Genomic DNA, 19,009 nt, shown 5'->3' on the forward strand with positions numbered 1-19,009 from the left:
TTACTTTATGACCGCTGTGGACTCTCGCGTTATTAGTCGTGATTCAAGAGTTACCTGATACGGCTGTTCTTGAGGTTGTGAAATATGCGAAATAAGCTGCGTTACAGCCTGTTTAGTCATTTCTTCAACTGGCTGTGCAATAGTTGTTAAGCCTGGCCAAATGTGGCGTGCAATTGGCGCGTTATCAAACCCCGCTATAGAAATGTCATCTGGCACTTTTAATTGACGCTGTGTAGCAAGCTTAAGTACCGCCGCCGCCATGTAATCGTTCGATGCAAATACAGCCGTAGGCCTTGGCGATAAATCTAAAATACTGCGTGCACTGTCTACACCAGAGTGATAACTAAAGTTACCCTCTTCAACTAAACGCTCGTCAAATTCAATCCCGTGGCTTGCTAAAGCTCGCCTGTAACCTTTAAAGCGCTGCTGAGTAGCACTGTGATCAGGGTGCCCTTTAATAAAGGCAATAGATTTGTGACCAAGCGAAATTAAATGCTCAGTAATTTCATACGCGCCCTGCTCGTCGTTGCTACGAACTGAAATTGAATCATCTTCAAGCAGTGCTGATGCAACCCGTGCATACGGTATTTTTTTAGCTTTTAAAAAATTAGCGAGCTTTTCAAAATCACCAAATGGTGGAGTAAGCACAACGCCATCTAAGCGTGATGTTTGTAATAACTGTTCTATATCGTTAATTAAATCGTCACCACGTAATTCGCAGGGGTGTATTAATAAGTTGTAATTATTCTCTTTGCACGCAGCAAGCGCACCTGTTTGTACACGTGTTATATAGCTTTTACTTGGATTGTCGTACAAACAGCCAATAATAAAGCTACGATTTTGAGCAAGTCCGCGTGCTATTGGGTTTGGCGTATAATCAAGCTCTTTAAATACTTTGAGCACTTTTTCGCGTGTGGCAGCACTTACGTTAGGCTCGTTATTTAAAACCCGCGATACTGTTTTTTTAGAAACGCCCGCATGGCTTGCTACACTATTTATGGTTACTTTTTTCATTTGTTCGTTATCCAAATACAACCATTAAACAAAAAACTATTTGCTGTTATATAAACATGCACCAGCGCCAATAAGTGGAATGTTATCTTGCGTTACCAGCGTAACTGGAATCTGACTCGCATATTGTGACATTACGCCTTTTTGCGAAAAACGCTCTACAAAACGACTTTCTAATAATCGGCTTTGCATTCGAGGTAAAATCCCACCGCCTATAAACAAGCCACCTAATGCACCGTATGCAACAGCTAAGTCGCCAGCCACACTGCCTATCCAATCACAAAACTGGTTTAGGGTTGCATCACACACTTCACACTCGCCACTGTTAGCCAGGCTACTGATTTGCGCTGCATCTAAATTTTTAGGTTTAACACCTTTCACCGCAGCCATTGCTGTGTATAAATGGGTAATACCTGGGCCTGAAAAAACAGTTTCAACAGAAACATGAGGGTGCTCTTTACGAAGCTCACTTATTAATAAAGAGTCAAGCTCGTTTACTGGAGCAAGCGTCATATGGCCGCCTTCAGAGCTCAACACTGCTGTAGATTGTGCTGTACGCACTAAACACGCTGCGCCAAAACCAGTACCGGGTCCCATTACACCTATATTAGCGTTAGCATCGGCTTGGCCTGATTTAATCGTAATATTTTGCGTTGAGTCTAAGTAAGGGGCTGCATAAGCAAAGGCTGCAAAATCATTAATTACTTCTAACTGAATTAAATTAAATTGTGCTTTAAATTCGTTAACACTAAAATGCCAACCTAAATTTGTTAAATGTACTTGCCCTGCTTTTATAGGGCCTGCAACAGCTAGACACGCATGTGTTGGTTTAATATGAGGAATAGTTGTTAAATATTGTTCAAGTGCACTTTCTAAAGAACCAAAGGTTGCGCTAGGGAATATGTTAATATGCTCAATAACAAATTGGTTTAATTGCTCGTTAAAATCGGTAATTAATGCAAAGCGCGCATTGGTGCCCCCTATATCAGCAACTAAGATAGGGTTAAACTGGGCAGAAGGATTTTGGTTCATGGTATTATCTCTTTTGTGTAAGCGGCTTATGCTTATTATTTTACAATGGCTTTGCATTGTTATTTATATACTTTGAGCTATCACCTCAAAGTAGCTATCACAGTAAAAAAGGCTGCTATTTAAAATTGCAACTAATACGTTCTGACAACAAAATGATAAAACACTTGCATTATGACACCGGTGTCAGGATTAGATCAATAATAAATCTTAAAAAGCTTGAAATAATTCATTAATAGTCGAAAATGACACAATTATTTAGCATTTAATTAAGTTGTAACAATGAAAGGTAAAGCCACCTCATTTGACATTGCCCATCATGCAGGGGTTTCACAATCAACGGTATCTCGTGCTTTACGTAATAGCCCTCTTGTTAATGAAGAAACACGCAAACGTGTGCACGACATAGCAAAACAACTCAATTATAAAGTTGATAAAAACGCAAGTAACCTACGCACACAGCAAAGTAGTACCCTAGCCTTATTATTATTTGAAGACCCTACTTCTGATGAATCGCAAATAAACCCGTTCTTTTTATCGATGCTTGGCAGCATTACCCGCGCGTGTGCAAAAGAAGGTTACGATTTACTGGTTTCGTTTCAATCAGCAAGTGCTGATTGGCAAGCCGATTACGAGGACAGCCACAGAGCCGATGGTATTATTTTACTCGGTTACGGTGATTACATAGACTTTCAGCCAAAGTTTAAAACCCTGCTGGATCAAAACACCAAGTTTGTATGCTGGGGGGCCACTGTAGATAACCGCCCTGATCTCACAGTATGTTGTGATAATTACGGCGGTGGTAAACTTGCAGCAGGCCATTTAATTGCCCATAGCCGCACAGATTGTGCATTTATTGGTGATGCATCTGATCATAGCCCAGAGTTTTTTGCCCGCTTTGAAGGCTTTAAAGACGAGCTATTAGCTAATAACGTAACTATAAATGAGCGAAAAATGGCTAATGCTATCTCTACTGAAGAGTCGGGCTATCATGCAACACGCTCACTTATAGCTAATAATATTAAATTTAACGCACTTTTTGCAGCGAGTGATTTAATAGCCATTGGTGCAATTCGCGCACTTAAAGAAGCTAACATAAAAGTACCTACTGATGTGGCCGTTGTAGGCTTTGATAACATAGCCATTGCAAGCTACATAAATCCACCACTTACTACCATAGCGCAAGACACCACCGTTGCAGGTCAAATGCTAGTAGAAAACCTACTTAAATTAATACGTGAAGAAGAAGTGCAAAGCACCCTTTTACCACCAGCATTAATTGCTAGGGGGAGCAGCTAAGTCGCTATAACTAAAACTAATATAACCAATTAATGTTCAAGCATCCTTTTAACCTAAAAGCCACGGCTATAAACCGTGGCTTTTAATTTTTCTTTCAAAGTAACTTTACTTTAAGGCGTCCTCTACAACTGGGTAATGATCCCATACTTGTTTATCGCTCAATGAACGTACCAGTTTAACGTACTCAGCGTGAGTCCATGCCAATGGTGTTGCTGAATTAGTGCCCTCGCCTAGCTCATACCCTGCTTTATTTACACCTACGCCATCCCATACTTGTTCTGGTAACATAAGACCATTATTGGCAAATTGCTCCAAGCCTTTAACATAGCTGTTTTTAATTTGCGCTTGTTTAGCATCATCAAGGGCGTTGTTTGCATTGGCAGCAGCTATTTCATAGTGGCCACGTTCACCAGTGAAAAATGGCCACACACGACCGCGTTGCCCTGGTGTATTGCTACCACCCTCTGCATAGTTAGTGCCTGTTACTTCATCTTCGCCGTAACCGTCATTACCGTAGCGGCGGTAGCCTGCAAAGGTGCCGCTGCCATCGTCAAAACTAAAGCTGTATTTAACTTGTAGGTTATCTTCAAGCGTTTCGTCATCGTACTCAGGCAGTGTTTTAACAATGCTTTCGTCATTAGCACCGCGTACGCCATAGCGTACTAGCTCTAAAAACCCGCCATCTAAAATTTGCTTTTTATTAAACCCTTCGCGGCCATTATTAGCATTAATTTTAGTGTTTGAGTTAGCATCGGTATCTTGGCCTATACGTATAAAGTATTCGCCATCACTATTTTCGCCTTTTAAGTTACCTTTAGTGGTAAACATGTGCGATTCAATATCGTTGTTGTACTTTTTAGCCGTTGTAAGGTAGCGCTTTGCGTTTTTATCATCGCCACTAAGCGTTGCTATATCACTGGCTGTAATAAGGCCAGCTATTATTGCCGCAGTAGTCGAAGGCGAATAACCTTCTTGCTCTTCCCAGCGTTCTTGTTGGGTTGCCGGTGGTGTAATTTGCGTGTCGTTCCATAAAATTTTAGCAAGGCCGCCATCAACTAAAAAATCAGCTGCTGGTTTTAACATTTTGCTGTACCAACTTTTTAGCTCTTCATCGCTGAGTACATTGGCTTTGTGTAACTTCCAAGCAAGCATTATAGGCATAGCTGTTTGATCTAGTTGTACACCTACCCATTCAAGCTCACCATCTACATGTGTTTTTTGTAAAAACCAGCCTGTATCGCCGTTATTGCCCGGTGTTTTGCTGTTTACTTGTACTTTTTCAAGGTATTCGAATGCTGTTTTTGCGGTGGCGGTATCGCCGAGCGCCATAAATGCCATGGCTACTTGGTAAAAGTCGCGCACCCATACCGCTTTATAACCGGTAGAACCTTCTTTAGCAGATACGGTTTCGCCCCAAGGGTTTGACAATGACGCAATAAGCGCACCGGCATTGGTTTTATCTTCTTGTGCCTTTAAAACCATGGCACTGGTGTATAAAAGCTTACCGTTATCGGCGGTTTGCTCAACCATGATATTAAGTGGTTTAAGGCTTTGTAGGTAATCTTGCCAGCCGAGCGCTTCACCCTTGCCATTGTAGTGATCAAGCACCGCTTGATAGCCTTTTGCTAAGCTTTGCTCGCCTTGCTGTATACTTTGCTGCTGCGTTTTACCAAAGCTAAGTGCTAAATCGAAGGTGGTGTTAGCGCTTATTTCACCAAGCTCTGCCAACATGCTTACGTTACCTGCTGTTTCGCCAGTATTTGTATAATGAGTGTTTAGCGCTTGAGTTGTTTTAAGTGCGTTAATACCATCACTTTCACCCGTAAAGCCTACCGTTTTAGCTTTAAAAGGGGTTGCTGCTTGAAGCGATAAATAGTTATCGTCTTCCCATGCAACAAGCCCTTGCTCAGTCGTTTTAGCAAAGTCACCTAACCCGTTGTTGTTTATGTAAGGGTTTACAACAATATAGGCTTTTAACCCTTCAAGTTCAGTGTTAAACACACTGCGAACAAATAATGTTTGCCCATCAGGGTCGGTAAATATGTGTTTTTCTAGGCTAAAACGCCCTTGTTTATCAGTGCTTGTTACTTTGTATGCAAGCGAAAGTGGGCGCCTTTGCGCATCTTTGTATAAGTAATCTATAGTGACATCTAATTCATCAGCTTCGGTTACAGTAAAGTCTTTACCTGTAACAACAAACTGCATGTCTTTAATTTGCGCTTGGTGGATAAGCCCAAACATAGTTTCGGTGATCATGCCTTTAGCAATTGAAAACCACACCTTAGATACATCGCCCGTTGCAGCTGAATCACTGTATTGGCCTTTTTGGTATTGCTCGTACGATGTACCAATACCGGTTTTACCTGCATAAGCCCAAAATGGCTCTACACCTGGTGCGCCAGGTGCCGATTTCACCTGTGCAGCGGTATTTTTATTATCTGTGCTTGTGTTTTGTGCTCCACAGGCAGTTAAACCTAATGTTAAGAGTGAGGCAGTTATAAGGTTATATTTTTTCATTGTGTGTCCTTAATGTGAATTTTTAACGCGCATTACAGCAATGCCGGCAACAACGAACGAGGCTGCGCCAATTAATAATGCGTAAATAGGCTGATTTGAAAATGCGTGACGCAAAATAAGCCCTAAAATACTGGCGGCAAGTAACTGCGGTATAACAATAAAGAAGTTAAAAATACCCATGTAAACGCCCATTTTGTTACTTGGTAAGGCGTTACTTAACATGGCGTAAGGCAGCGATAATATAGACGCCCACGCAAAGCCCACCCCAATCATAGGTATAAGTAACATCTTAGGGTCTTGAATAAACATAAAGCTTGCAAGGCCTAATGCGCCCAGTAATAAATTAAAACAATGGGCGCCTTTTAACCCCATTTTTTTAACTAAAAACGGAATACACATTGCGGCAATAGCGGCAAAACCATTGTAAGCGGCAAATAAAATACCCACCCAATCTGCACCATCGTTAAATGCTTTAGAAGTTCCATCGCTACTACCATAATGAAAGCTTGTTACCGCGGCGGTGGTGTAAATCCACATGGCAAATAACGTAAACCAACTAAAAAACTGCACCCATGCAAGCTGCTTCATGGCCTCTGGCATAGTAAATACATCTTGTACTACTTGGTAAAAACCACCTTGGGTTTTATTCGCACTTTTAAGCGCCGCTGCAATCCACTGCACAATACCAAACGCTAGTAAACCACCAGCAAGTAGGTAAAGCTCTTTTTCAAGCGATAACCCCATTACTAATGCAAGGGTTGCTAAACCTAACACCACAAAAATAATGGCGCCTTTATTAAAGTTAATATCAACCAGCTTGCTGGTAGTAAGTTGAGCACTTTGCTTTTCAAACTCAGCTAATTGCTCTGGGCTGTACTCTTTTGTACGTGCAACGGTCCAAAGCACAGCCACTAGTAACACAACCCCACCCCAATAAAATGAGTATTTAACAGACTCAGGAATTTGCCCTGGCGCTGCGGTATTGCTTACATCAAACCAATTAGTCATCATCCATGGTAATGCTGAGGCGAGTACCGCACCAATACCAATAAAAAAGCTTTGCAAACCGTAACCGTTAGCGCGCTGTTTTTCTGGCAAGTTATCGCCTACAAGTGCTCTAAACGGTTCCATGGTCACGTTGATTGACGCATCCATAATCCATAACATACCTGCGGCAATCCAAAGTGTAGGCGAGTGCGGCATAATAAATAATGAAAGCGTTGTTAACACCGCCCCTACAAAGAAAAACGGACGACGGCGGCCAAAACGACCCCATGTTTTGTCGCTCCAGTAACCAATAATTGGCTGTACAATTAAACCGGTAAGCGGTGCTGCAACCCATAAAATGGGTATATCATCTACTTGGGCGCCTAATGTTTGAAATATACGGCTCACATTACCGTTTTGCAGAGCAAAACCAAACTGTATACCTAAAAAGCCAAAACACATGTTCCATATTTGCCAAAAGCTTAGATTTGGCTTGTCGCTATTATTTTGATTATTCATTATTAGCCTTATTTGTTAATACTGCGCTGCTAAATGCATCAAGTGTGAGTGTAAATGTGGCGCCTTGCGACCCTGATGTGATCTCGGTGATGTGCTGATCAAGTAAGTCATGCAATTGGGTGTGTTCGCTAGGTGCCACAAGTTGCGCTTTTGATAAGTTAACCGTAATAGTTTGAGGTTGTTTGCTAAAGTTACTTAAAACGTACAGCGTTTGTTGGCCAAGTTTGCGCATAAAGCCAACAACTCGCTCGCTTCCTGTTACGCTAAGCTCGGTCATTTCACCCCCAACCACAGCAGGTAAACTATTAAGTGACATAATGGCTTTATAGTAATCACGAAGTGCCGACTGCTCTTTTGTTAAATTAGCGCCGTCAAACTTGCCGTTATTCATCCACGCTTGATGCGCCGGTACGCCAATGTAATCAAAAATACTGGTGCGTGTAGCTGTGCCAAATCCTGCGTTTTCTGAGCCATCTTCTCCCACATCTTGACCAAAATATAATAACGTGGGTGCGCGGCTCATTAAGTTAGAAACCACCATAGCCGGTTTACCCCACGCAGCGTTACCTGCAAAATCAGGGCTTGCGATACGTTGCTCGTCGTGGTTTTCTAAAAAGTGCAGCATGTGCGCTTCAATATCAGCAACTTGGCTTTGGGCTGCAAAAATAGTATTAGCATCTTGCTTACCCTGCATAATGGCTTTTAGTGTGTCGTAAAAGCCTACTTTGTCGTAAAGGTAGTCCATTTTACCTTGCTGAATATACGCACGGTACATTAGCGGGTTGTACACTTCAGCTAACAAAAAGGCATCGCTTTTTTGCATTTTTATCGACGAATTTAAAAAACTCCAAAACTCTACAGGCACCATTTCGGCCATATCATATCTAAAGCCATCAACGCCTTTATCGAGCCAAAAAAGTGCTATATCTCTAAATTTGTACCAGCTGTTAGGGAGCTCTTTATCTTGCCAAAATGCATAATGAGCACGGTAGTCTTTATTTTTGTATTCACTTGGCAATTGAACAAAGTCGTAGCTGCCATCAGGCTTTACGCCATAATTAACTTTTACTGTTTCGTACCAATCGTTTATATCGGGTTTTGGGGTACGGGCACCATTACCTGTCCATTTAGCGGGCGTTTCATCAAAAAAGCCATCCGCTAGTGGGTGCTCATTACCCCCTAAAACTTTATACTCTGGCGATGTTGGCACCTGAAAAGACTGCCCTGGTACGTAGTAAAAGTTATTATTTTTATCGTACGCTTTAGTGGTGTCGTCTTGCGCGCCAAAGTCTTTAACGCCTTTAGGTTTGCCAAGGGATTGGTAATTTCGTGCTACATGGTTAGGCACTATATCAATAATTACCTTCATACCGTGGTTATGTGTACGCTCAATAAGTGCGCTAAATTCATCCATGCGCTGAGTAATATTAACTGCTAAATCAGGATTTACATCGTAGTAGTCTTTAATAGCATACGGTGAGCCTGCTCTGCCTTTAACTACATCAGGGTCATCTTGAGAAACCCCATAATCAGTGTAATCACCAACTAACGCATGATGAAGCACGCCGGTGTACCAAACATGTGTAGTACCCAACTCTTTTATACCTTTTAAAGCTGCGTCGTTAAAGTCGGCAAATTTGCCTACACCATTTTGCTCTTTAGTGCCCCATGGCGTATTAGACGTGTTGGTATTACCAAATAGGCGGGTAAATACTTGGTATACAACAGGCTTGGTTAATTCGTTTTGTGTTTGTGCTGGCGCTTGTGGTTGCTCGGGTTTGTTACTTTCTGAGCAACCCATAGCAATAAGTGCGCTACACAGTATTGCGGGTACATAAACTGATTTTTTCATTGTGTGTCTTTTTGTCAGTATTGTTATTAACTTTATACTAAAGATTAGTGCAGCAACCATACAGTTGCTGCATACGTATTCAGGTAAACTATTAAGGGGTATTTATAATTAATACCGTTGCACTCATTGCCGGTAAAGCCACTGTGTTACCTAGCAACTGTATTTTGTTAGTAAATAAATTAAGTGCTTTAGTATTTTTTGGTATTACTTCCTGCATATATTCAATATTCTTGGTTAACTCTTTTGTGTTTTTATTCATAAATACCAATACAGTTTGCCCGTCGCTAATACGCGCATAACTATACACACCTTGCTGAGGCGTAAAGTGCACTAATTTGCCTTTATCTAGCGCAGTGCTGTTTTTTCTAAAGTTAAGCAAGGTGCTAATTGTTTTGTGCATGTTCTTTTGCTGCGAGGTAAGCCCTTTACCTGTAAATGCATTACTTGTTTGGCCTTTAAATCCACCCGGGAAATCTATTCTAATATCACCATGGTCTTTACTCGGGGTGTTATCTAATAAAACCTCCGTACCGTAATACATTTGCGCAATACCGCGCGTAGTTAAAAATAGCGTCATGGCCATTTTAGTTTTTGCAGCATCTTGTCCAAGCTCGGTGTATACACGGCTCATATCGTGGTTATCAGCAAATACCATAATGTTATTGGTATCAGGGTATAAAAAGTCATTAGCTAACGACTCATAGACTTTAACCCAGCCCGTATTCCAGCTTTCATCTTCATTTAGCGCTTGAATTACCGACTCCTGCAAAGAAAAGTCCATCACGCTTGGTAGGCTTGATGTATAGCCATCTTGGTTATTTTTACCACGTTGCCAGTAAGAGGCAATTGCAGGGTTTGAGGTCCACTCTTCTCCTACAATATTAAAGTCTGGGTATTCTTGCATTATGGCTTTTGTCCAATCACTCAAAAATGCTTTATCTGAGTAAGAGTAGGTATCAACGCGAATACCGCTTAAATCAGCGTACTCAATCCACCAAATAGCGTTTTGAATTAAATACTCGCTTAACAGTGGTTGGCGCTGATTTAAATCAGGCATGGTTTCTACAAACCAACCATCGTTAAACTGGCGTTTGTCGTACTCACTCGCGTGTGGGTCTTGTATAGTTTGGCGAGCATGGCTTGTAGCGTTTTTACCTTTTTTAAACTCACCATTAAAGTTAATCCAATCTTTGGTAGGTTTATCTTTAACCCATGTATGCTCTGAGCCAAAATGGTTTAATACCATATCCATTACAAGGCCTATGCCTTGCTCTTTTGCTTTTACCGAGAGCGTTTTATATAACTGATTTGAGCCCATACGTGGGTCAACTTTATAAAAATCAGTAATTGCATAACCATGATAAGAGTAATCTGGCATGTTGTTTTCAAGTACTGGCGTTAACCAAAGCTGTGTAACGCCTAAATCGTTTAAATACGGTAATGCGTTTATAACCCCTTGTATATCACCCCCGTGGCGCCCACCCTTGGTGCTAGGGTCTGCGGCTTCTAACATGCTAGGAACGGTATCGTTTTGCTCATCACCATTAGCAAAGCGATCTGGGTTAATTAAATAAAGGGTATCGTTAGATGTAAAGCCATGGCGCTTTGCACTGTTTTTATCACGTGCAAGTAGAGGAAATTCAAAACTTTGGCTCGCTTCACTGCTATTAAACTTAAGCGTTCCTGCTTTAGCAGCATCGGTAACAGTAATATTCAAAAACACATAATTTGGATTATCTGTGCGCGTCACTTTATTTAATTTAACACCATTATATTTTGCTAATTTAATTTGCTCGTTTGCAATATTTTGCTCATGCACCATGATGGTAATCGTGTTTTTATTCATGCCTACCCACCAATTGGCAGGTTCAACGTCAAGTGCATAGCTAATAGTTGGTAGGCTGCACGCACTTGCAAGTAAAAGTGTGTTTAAAAATCGCATCATTAGGCCTTTTTAATTTTTGCTAAAAAATCTTTATGAGAAGGTAATTGTTCTACCGTTGAAGTAATAAGCGTTTTTAATGTAGAAAATAAATCGTTAAGTTGTTCTCTGCTTAATGAGTCAACAATACTATTGTAATCATCGGGTATAAGGCCTTGGCCTATAAACACTTGCTGCCAAGCAACTTCTGCAAATAGTTCGTCGTTTTCACGTACTACTTTGCCTGTGTGTTTAAATAAATTGAGTTTATGAGCTAATGAATTGGGAATATTCATTTGCTTACACTGACGCCAAAACGCCGAGTCTTCTCGCGCTGTTAGTTTGTAATGCAAAATAATAAAATCGCGTATGTGCTCTATTTCTGTCACGCTTTGCTTATTAAACTCTGCAACTAACGCATCGCTAATACCATTATGCGGAAACAGCTTTATTAAACGGGTCACTGCACTTTGTATTAAGTGGATACTGGTTGACTCTAACGGCTCTAAAAAGCCACTGGCGAGTCCAACCGAAACCACATTTTTATGCCACTGCTTTAAGCGCCGTCCTGTTTTAAATTTTATAACGCGTGGCGCTGTAATGGGCTCAGCGGGTAAATTATTTAATAGTAACTGCGTGGCCGACTCATCAGATAAGTATCGGCTGCAATAAACAAGCCCATTACCCACACGGTTTTGCAGCGGAATTTGCCATTGCCAACCTGCGCTATGCGCAATTGAGCGAGTATAGGGTTTTAGCGAATCAGTACCTTGAGATTGCACTGCAACGGCGCTATCACATGGTAAATAATGAGACCAATCCACAAAGCCTGTATTAAGTGTTTGCTCTATTAACAAAGCGCGCTGACCGGTACAGTCTATAAATAAATCGCCGTTAATTTGCGTGCCATTATCAAGAGTTAGGCTTGTAATATTGCCTGAATGCGGACATTGGTTAACCTGCTCAATTTTAGCGTCTATGTGTTTAACGCCACGCGCAGTAGCAAGTGTTTTTAAGTACTCTGCATAGCGTGTTGCATCAAAGTGATACGCATAACTTAAGCCAGGTAATTGCGTGTTAGGTATAGTATTTAATGGTGCAAATTTATGCCGTTTAGCTGCTTGGTAATTTAATGAAAAATCCCATAGGCTATCTTCAGAGCCGGTAATTTTTCCCTTTACCCAAAAGTTGTAAAAATCACAAAAAGGAAAGTCTTTTCCAAATGAGCCAAAAGCATGCATGTAGCTATGAGTGGGTGTTTTCCAATTTTCGAACTCAATACCTAATTTAATAGATGCATTGGTGGCGTTTATAAAATCTTGCTCGTTTATACCCAGTGCGTTATTAAGTTGAATAATAGGCGGAATTGTTGCTTCACCAACGCCTATAGTGCCTATTGTGCTTGATTCAATCAGCGTTATGTCAATTACTTTACCTAACACTTTATTAAGCAAAGCTGCAGCTATCCACCCTGCCGTACCACCGCCTGCAATTACCACGTGTTTTATTGGTTTCATATTATTGTCCACATTTACACATTAAAGCTTTGTTAAGTTTGATAAAATAGCTATAAAAAAGCCCTTGTAAAACAAATTACAAGGGCTCCTATACACAACCTTAATTATAGCTTGTAGCTAAAGCCTAACAAGTAAGTGCGACCGTAATCTTGGTAGTCGCGAACTTGTAGCGCGTTATCGCCAGAAAGCGATGTAAACGGCTCTTCGGTTAAGTTTTGTACCTGGAACTGAATTGATAAACCTTCAAGGCTTTCAACACCGGCTTCACTAAAGTCATACCCAGCTTGTACATCCCAAATTGTTTCACCTAGGATATCTACTTGCTCGGTGTTAAAACCTAAACCGTATACATCACCTTTAAAGGCACTACGTTTGCGCATACTGGTACGTAATTGCATACCATTCATCTCGTAGTAAACCGTTAAACTTTGAATTTTATCTGAGAGACCTGGTAGTTCGTAATCGTTACCGTTTTGATCTTCAATGTCAGACTCAATACCGGTATGGCTTGCAATTAAACCAAAGCCTTCAAGTGACGGGTGGAAAATTTTAAATGGTAACGCTAGTGATAGCTCGTAACCGTACAGGTCGCCGCCGCCACCATTTACTTTACCGCTACCTGTGCCCTCTGATGTTGCAGGAATTTCTCCATTAGATGGATCTGCAACACCCGACATATCAATTGCGTAAGTTCCGTCAAAAATCCACTGCGTTAAATCTTTATAGAAAAATGCAGCAGAGAAGTAACCTTCATCACTAAAGTAGTTTTCATAAGATAAATCGTAGCCTGTTGCTTCTTTAGGCTCTAAATTAGGGTTACCACCTGATACAGACCAAAAGTTGCCGTTTTCATCCGGTGTATCATTATATGATGCGTTAACAGAGGCGTTCATTTCATCTATACGCGCACGTGAGATTGTTTTAGCTGCGCCAAAACGTATTGTTTGCTGCTCATCAATCGCAAGTGATAAATTTAAGCTTGGTAAAACGTGAGAATAATCGTGCCCAATATTTGTAGGTGAAGCAATGACTAAACCTGTATTATCATCTACACCAAAAGCGTTACCTTGAGACGATTGATCTGTATGAACATAGCGCACCCCCACATTACCCGTTAATGGAAGACCATTTACTTCAGCATTAATATTAGCTTGTGCAAATGCTGAGGTAATTTCTTCTTTTACGGTCCAGGATTTAGTTGTATGGCTAGAGTTAGTTAAACTCTCATCGAGTGTTTCATAGTAACCATCATTAACTAAACCATTTACATCGTAGGCTATCATATCGCCTAACCCAATAAAGTCTAGGCCAACACTGCCTAAACGGTATTGCTCTGGCACAGTTAGCATGCCTGGATTATCAAGAGAAAAATCACTTAAAGTTAAAAAGTAACCTTGCGAAGATTTAGACTTTTCACGCTCTTTAAAACCTAAGCCAAATTCAATTGAACTAATGTATTCGTTTTCTAATACTTTAGAAGCTGCTAGCTTAAGTGTTACAAGTTCATCTTCAATGGTAGGTGCATTAATAAAACCGTCTTGAGCCTGGTTTTCATACTCAGTGCCAGTTAATCCATATGCATCATTTAGTGCAGAGCTTGCGCCCCATGAGAGCGGTCCACCTAATTGGATTAAATCATAATCGCTGTAATCTAAGTCATGTGAAAAAGTAGCGCCAGTATTCCCGCCATTAAAGGCATAACCTAGGTTATCTGCAACACCGCGAGAATCACCACGCCCAGTACCTGAATAACTTTCTATACTCCAAATTTTACGGTCAACTTGCGAGTAACTTGCATCAAACTCTACTGACCATGAATCATCAATATCGTATTTAGTGTTAAAGCCAAATGCAGTTAGTTCAGCATCGCGCTCTTGGTAATCGTTACGAACAACAACACGTTGGCCTTGTGTTACAGCACTTGTTATAAATCCACTTTCTGCATCTACTGTAGCACTGCTTGCATCAATACTACCTTGGCCCCAAGCAAAAGGAATTTCAATACCGCGTAAAATTTGCTCATCTGTGAAATCTACATACAACGCATCAAACGTCATATTTAGTTTATCAGTAGGCGCAGCTTCTAATACGATCATTGCTGAATCACGCTCAAGTGTTGATGAACGAACGTAAGGTTTAGCGCCGCCTAAAATTGAATATGAGTTCCCATCTTCAGCAGTAAATTCAGGGTACCCCCATGAATTCCAGCGTTTTTCTTGATTTGGTGAACTCATTGTATTTAAAGCAAATGCAACACCAATAGTGTCATCAGCAAACTGGTCAATGTATGAGAACGTGCCACGGTAACCGTCGTCGTTACCGTCTGGGTTTAATTTATCAAAGCTGGTTTGTTCATACTGTCCATTAACTTGAACAACGCGCTCACCTTTACTTAAAGGTCGAACTGTTTGCATGTTAATAACACCCGCAATACCATCGGCATCTAAACTAGCACTGGGTGTTTTGTAAACGGTAACACCGCTCATAATTTCTGATGGGTAAAGGTCAAACTCTACGCCACGGTTATCGCTAATAGATACCTGTTCACGGCCATTAAACGTAGTACCGCTTTCGTTTTCACCAAAACCACGAATTGATACTCTGCTTGCGCGACCATCTAGGCGCTGCGCCGTTAAACCAGGTAAGCGCGCAATAGACTCAGCAATAGATGAGTCAGGTAGTTTACCTATATCTTCAGCGGAAATAGATTCTACAACCTGTGTAGAAAAGCGTTTTGTGTTGATCGATTCTACAACGCTGCCACGAAAGCCTTTTACTTCGATAACCTCAACGTCATCATTTTTAATTGTATCTTCTTGCGCCGCTACAGAGGTAAAGCTTGCTAAACCTGCAGTTGCTAATGCCAAAGTTAATATACTTGGTTTGAACATAAACATGATGTTTTTCCCGTTACCCATATTGTGATACCCGCTTCTTTATTTGAGTGATAGTCAAACAGGCGAGCTAATTTTGTTGTCAGCATCAATATTAACGCTCGAATTATTTTATTAACAACTTTATGCATACGTATTCAAGACTATGCAATGTATTATAAATTAACAGTTGGTTCACAAAAACAAAGCTAACTTACTGATTTTAAATTTATTATTATGGTGCAACATGATTATTAATGAGTTTTATAAAAATACATATGTTCGCACTATGAATTACCCATGGTACAGCGTGTAAATAGCGTTAAATAAGGCATTTTTAATATTTACATAAGTTATTTTAATAATTTATGTTTTATGAAATTGGTAAGACCATTCATCATTTTCACCAATACCGTGCAAGCCTTTTAAAATAAGCACCAAAACAGACCGCACTATTTTATTCATGAGTAAAAAACATGATTGGTAAAGCTAGCAATAAAAAAACAGCACCTTAAATACACCTCTTTAAAAACGCATTTAAGTAAGTAAATTAGCTGCATACGTATGCAGGCTTTTTACAGAGTAGTCCCCTTCACGTATGCTTTTTGAAAATTTAGCGATTGTTTCAATCGAACTAATAACAATATAAATACTGTGTGGAACGACGGAGAAAAGCATGGCCCAACAGCAGTGGTATAAAGGTGCGGTTATTTATCAGGTTTACCCGCGAAGCTTTCAAGACAGCAATAACGATGGTATTGGTGATCTTAAAGGGATAATTAATCGCATTGATTACATTAAAAGCTTAGGCGTTGACGCTATTTGGATTTCTCCCTTTTTTAAATCCCCAATGAAAGATTTTGGCTATGATATTAGCGATTATCGCGACATAGACCCTATTTTTGGTGACTTAAACGACTTTGACGAATTAATAGATCAAGCACACAAACGCGACATCAAAATTATTATTGACCAAGTGTTAAGCCATACTTCAGACCAACATCAGTGGTTTTTAGACAGCCGCGAAAACCAAAACAATGATAAAGCAGACTGGTATGTATGGGCTGACTCTAAAGACGATGGTACAGCACCTAATAACTGGCTTTCTATTTTTGGTGGCGGTGCATGGCAATGGGAGCCTCGTCGTGGTCAATACTATTTACATAACTTTTTAACCGAACAGCCAGATTTAAACTTTCATAACCCTGATGTAAGAAAAGCTGTGTTAGAAAACGTAGAGTTTTGGCTTAAAAAAGGTGTAGACGGTTTTAGGTTAGACGCTATTAACTTTTGCTACCACGATGCACAATTACGTGACAATCCAGCAAAGCCTAAAGATAAACGCCAAGGCCGTGGCTTTAGTGAAGATAACCCGTATGCGTTTCAGTACCACTATTATAATAACACGCAGCCTGAAAACATTGAGTTTATGCAAGACATACGCGCATTACTTAATAAGTACCCAGGCACTGTGTCGTTAGGTGAAATTTCATCAGAAGATTCATTGGCAACCATGGCAGAGTACACTCAAGGCGGCGATAAGCTGCACATGGGATACAGCTTTGAACTACTTACTGATGATTATTCGAGTGAATACATAAGAAAAACTGTACAAACACTTGAGCAACGTATGCTTGAGGGTTGGCCATGTTGGGCGTTTAGCAACCACGACGTAGAGCGCGTAGCGAGTCGTTGGAGCCAAAATGGTGAGATAAATTCAGCCCAATGTAAAATGCTTACAGCCCTACTTGCTTCATTACGCGGCAGCGTATGTATGTACCAAGGTGAAGAACTTGGCTTAGGTGAAGCCTCTGTTGCTTTTGAAGACTTACAAGACCCGTACGGCATTACTTTTTGGCCAAACTTTAAAGGCCGTGATGGCTGTAGAACGCCGATGCCATGGGATAACAATGGCTCAGAACATGCAGGTTTTAGTAATGCTAAACCTTGGTTACCTGTAGATAGCGCGCACACTCAAAGTGCTGTATCTGTTCAAGATAAAGATTCAGACTCTATACTTAATGCCTACCGTGAGTTTATGGCATGGCGTAAACAGCATGCTGTGTTATTAGAAGGCGACATTGAGTTTATTGATACAACTGAGCCTATTCTCGCTTTTTACAGAACATTAAACGAGCAAACTATGTTATGTGTGTTTAATTTAGCTCAAACCAATCAAACATTTGAGCTAACTAAAGCTGTGACTGATGCGCATGACTCGCTATCTCATTGCAATGCCACTTTAGAGGGTAATACGTTAAGCATAAGCAGCTTTGGGTGCTATTTTGCTTTTGTAAATTAATAGAGCCCTAACATATAGTTTAAAAGCCCGATTTTATCGGGCTTTTTTGTGCGCTTAAAGCTTGGGGGCACTATGGTCGGTATGAAGGCGAAATAGCTGCCACCAAAGCACTAACTTAACCTTTTTAATGTGATAGTGTTTTACTATTTAAATAATCAGTGAGTGCAAATAATACGCCTGAGCTTACAAAAGTAATATGAATAATTACCTTCCAAAATAACTCATCACTTGAGTGAATATTTGAATTAATAAATACCTTTAAAAGCTCAACCGCAGATATAGCTACAATAGCGCTAATAAGTTTCATTTTTAAACCAGAAAAGCCAACCTTCCCCATCCATGATGGCCTATCTTCATGACCCTCAATATTAAGCTTTGAAACAAAGTTTTCATAGCCGCTAAAAATAATAATCAAAAGCAAACCTGCTAATAAGGCCGTATCAACCAGCGTAAGTATACCAACGAGTAATTCTTGATTTGTTGTGCTAAAGGTTGCTATGCCCATTAAATAAAGTTGTTTAAAAAACTTTATAAGTAACAGTATTACTGCAAACAATAAGCCCACAAAAAAAGGCGCGAGTAACCAACGCCCTGCAAATATAAACGATTCTAACCCTTGCTCCACTCTGTGAACTTTACGAGGTACGAGAGGGAAATTTGATTGCTGTTCAGCCATTCATTTTACTTTTTATAAAAAAGCGACCTTATCTTATAAGTTATTACAACACAAATACTTATAATGTAATTTAAGTGTAACTTTCTCATCTTCACGATAAAAATTTTTCGTTATCTTTTATTTCGTTTTCGATTAAAAATCAACTTACCAACAGAATTGTTCTGGATTGGGCACTACTGATTTGTACTTTAATCTCGATTGGTTAAATCAGTCATCACACCATTTATTTAGGAATAAACGAATGAAAAAAGCATTGTTAGCATTATTAGTAGCGCCATTATTTGCAGTATCTGCGACTTACGCGGTAGCAGACGATACGCCAACAGCTTCAGCCGAAATGATAAAAGAGTACACAGAAATGTGTGTTAACTGGGCTAAAGATGACGATGTAAATGATGAGGCTTTAAATGCCTACGTATTAAGATGCGTAAATGATGAGCTTGAATCTGAAGGTTATAAAAAAATATCTTCTGTTAAGGTTTAATACCAATACACTTAGTTGAATG

The 19,009-nt window shown here is 40.2% G+C and carries 12 protein-coding genes; 3 read left to right on the forward strand and 9 right to left on the reverse strand.

What is annotated here, in order from left to right; all coding sequences use genetic code 11:
• Both J8L73_RS07500 and glk read right to left on the reverse strand, forming a co-directional pair.
• Positions 1-1,014: a LacI family DNA-binding transcriptional regulator gene (locus J8L73_RS07500; RefSeq protein WP_211015825.1), complete on the reverse strand. Its 1,014-nt coding sequence runs from the start codon at positions 1,012-1,014 to the stop codon at positions 1-3.
• Between the two features lie 36 nt (positions 1,015-1,050).
• On the reverse strand, positions 1,051-2,043 hold the full coding sequence (glk, locus tag J8L73_RS07505) for a glucokinase (protein ID WP_211015827.1): 993 nt from the start codon (positions 2,041-2,043) through the stop codon (positions 1,051-1,053).
• A 279-nt stretch (positions 2,044-2,322) separates the two neighbouring features.
• Here glk and J8L73_RS07510 point away from each other — a divergent pair, with 279 nt between their 5' ends.
• Positions 2,323-3,339, forward strand: a complete 1,017-nt coding sequence (locus tag J8L73_RS07510; RefSeq protein ID WP_211015829.1) for a LacI family DNA-binding transcriptional regulator — start codon at positions 2,323-2,325, stop codon at positions 3,337-3,339.
• Between the two features lie 105 nt (positions 3,340-3,444).
• Here J8L73_RS07510 and J8L73_RS07515 read toward each other — a convergent pair whose 3' ends face one another.
• From J8L73_RS07515 to J8L73_RS07540, 6 genes are all read right to left on the reverse strand, one after another.
• Entirely contained in the window at positions 3,445-5,856 is a 2,412-nt protein-coding gene (locus J8L73_RS07515; RefSeq protein WP_211015831.1) for a glycoside hydrolase family 15 protein, read from the reverse strand.
• Between the two features lie 9 nt (positions 5,857-5,865).
• Positions 5,866-7,362: an MFS transporter gene (locus tag J8L73_RS07520; protein WP_211015833.1), complete on the reverse strand. Its 1,497-nt coding sequence runs from the start codon at positions 7,360-7,362 to the stop codon at positions 5,866-5,868.
• The gene (locus J8L73_RS07525; protein ID WP_211015835.1) at positions 7,355-9,214 is read right to left on the reverse strand and encodes an alpha-amylase family glycosyl hydrolase; all 1,860 of its coding nucleotides are present in this window, start codon (positions 9,212-9,214) and stop codon (positions 7,355-7,357) included. The genes J8L73_RS07520 and J8L73_RS07525 overlap by 8 nt, the downstream gene beginning before the upstream one ends.
• A 91-nt stretch (positions 9,215-9,305) precedes the next feature.
• Positions 9,306-11,159: a glycoside hydrolase family 13 protein gene (locus J8L73_RS07530; RefSeq protein ID WP_211015837.1), complete on the reverse strand. Its 1,854-nt coding sequence runs from the start codon at positions 11,157-11,159 to the stop codon at positions 9,306-9,308.
• Complete coding sequence (locus tag J8L73_RS07535; protein ID WP_211015839.1) at positions 11,159-12,652, reverse strand: tryptophan halogenase family protein; 1,494 nt, start codon at positions 12,650-12,652, stop codon at positions 11,159-11,161. Before J8L73_RS07535 ends, J8L73_RS07530 begins: the two co-directional genes overlap by 1 nt.
• A gap of 104 nt (positions 12,653-12,756) precedes the next feature.
• Entirely contained in the window at positions 12,757-15,549 is a 2,793-nt protein-coding gene (locus J8L73_RS07540; RefSeq protein WP_211015841.1) for a TonB-dependent receptor, read from the reverse strand.
• Positions 15,550-16,201: 652 nt separating this feature from the next.
• Here J8L73_RS07540 and J8L73_RS07545 point away from each other — a divergent pair.
• On the forward strand, positions 16,202-17,827 hold the full coding sequence (locus J8L73_RS07545; protein WP_211015843.1) for an alpha-glucosidase: 1,626 nt from the start codon (positions 16,202-16,204) through the stop codon (positions 17,825-17,827).
• Positions 17,828-17,951: 124 nt separating this feature from the next.
• Here J8L73_RS07545 and J8L73_RS07550 read toward each other — a convergent pair whose 3' ends face one another.
• Positions 17,952-18,503: a TIGR00645 family protein gene (locus J8L73_RS07550; protein ID WP_211015845.1), complete on the reverse strand. Its 552-nt coding sequence runs from the start codon at positions 18,501-18,503 to the stop codon at positions 17,952-17,954.
• A 241-nt stretch (positions 18,504-18,744) separates the two neighbouring features.
• Here J8L73_RS07550 and J8L73_RS07555 point away from each other — a divergent pair, with 241 nt between their 5' ends.
• On the forward strand, positions 18,745-18,987 hold the full coding sequence (locus J8L73_RS07555; RefSeq protein WP_211015847.1) for a hypothetical protein: 243 nt from the start codon (positions 18,745-18,747) through the stop codon (positions 18,985-18,987).
• The last annotated feature ends 22 nt before the right edge of the window (positions 18,988-19,009 follow it).

This window comes from Pseudoalteromonas sp. MMG006 (assembly GCF_018101025.1).
Lineage (GTDB): Bacteria > Pseudomonadota > Gammaproteobacteria > Enterobacterales > Alteromonadaceae > Pseudoalteromonas.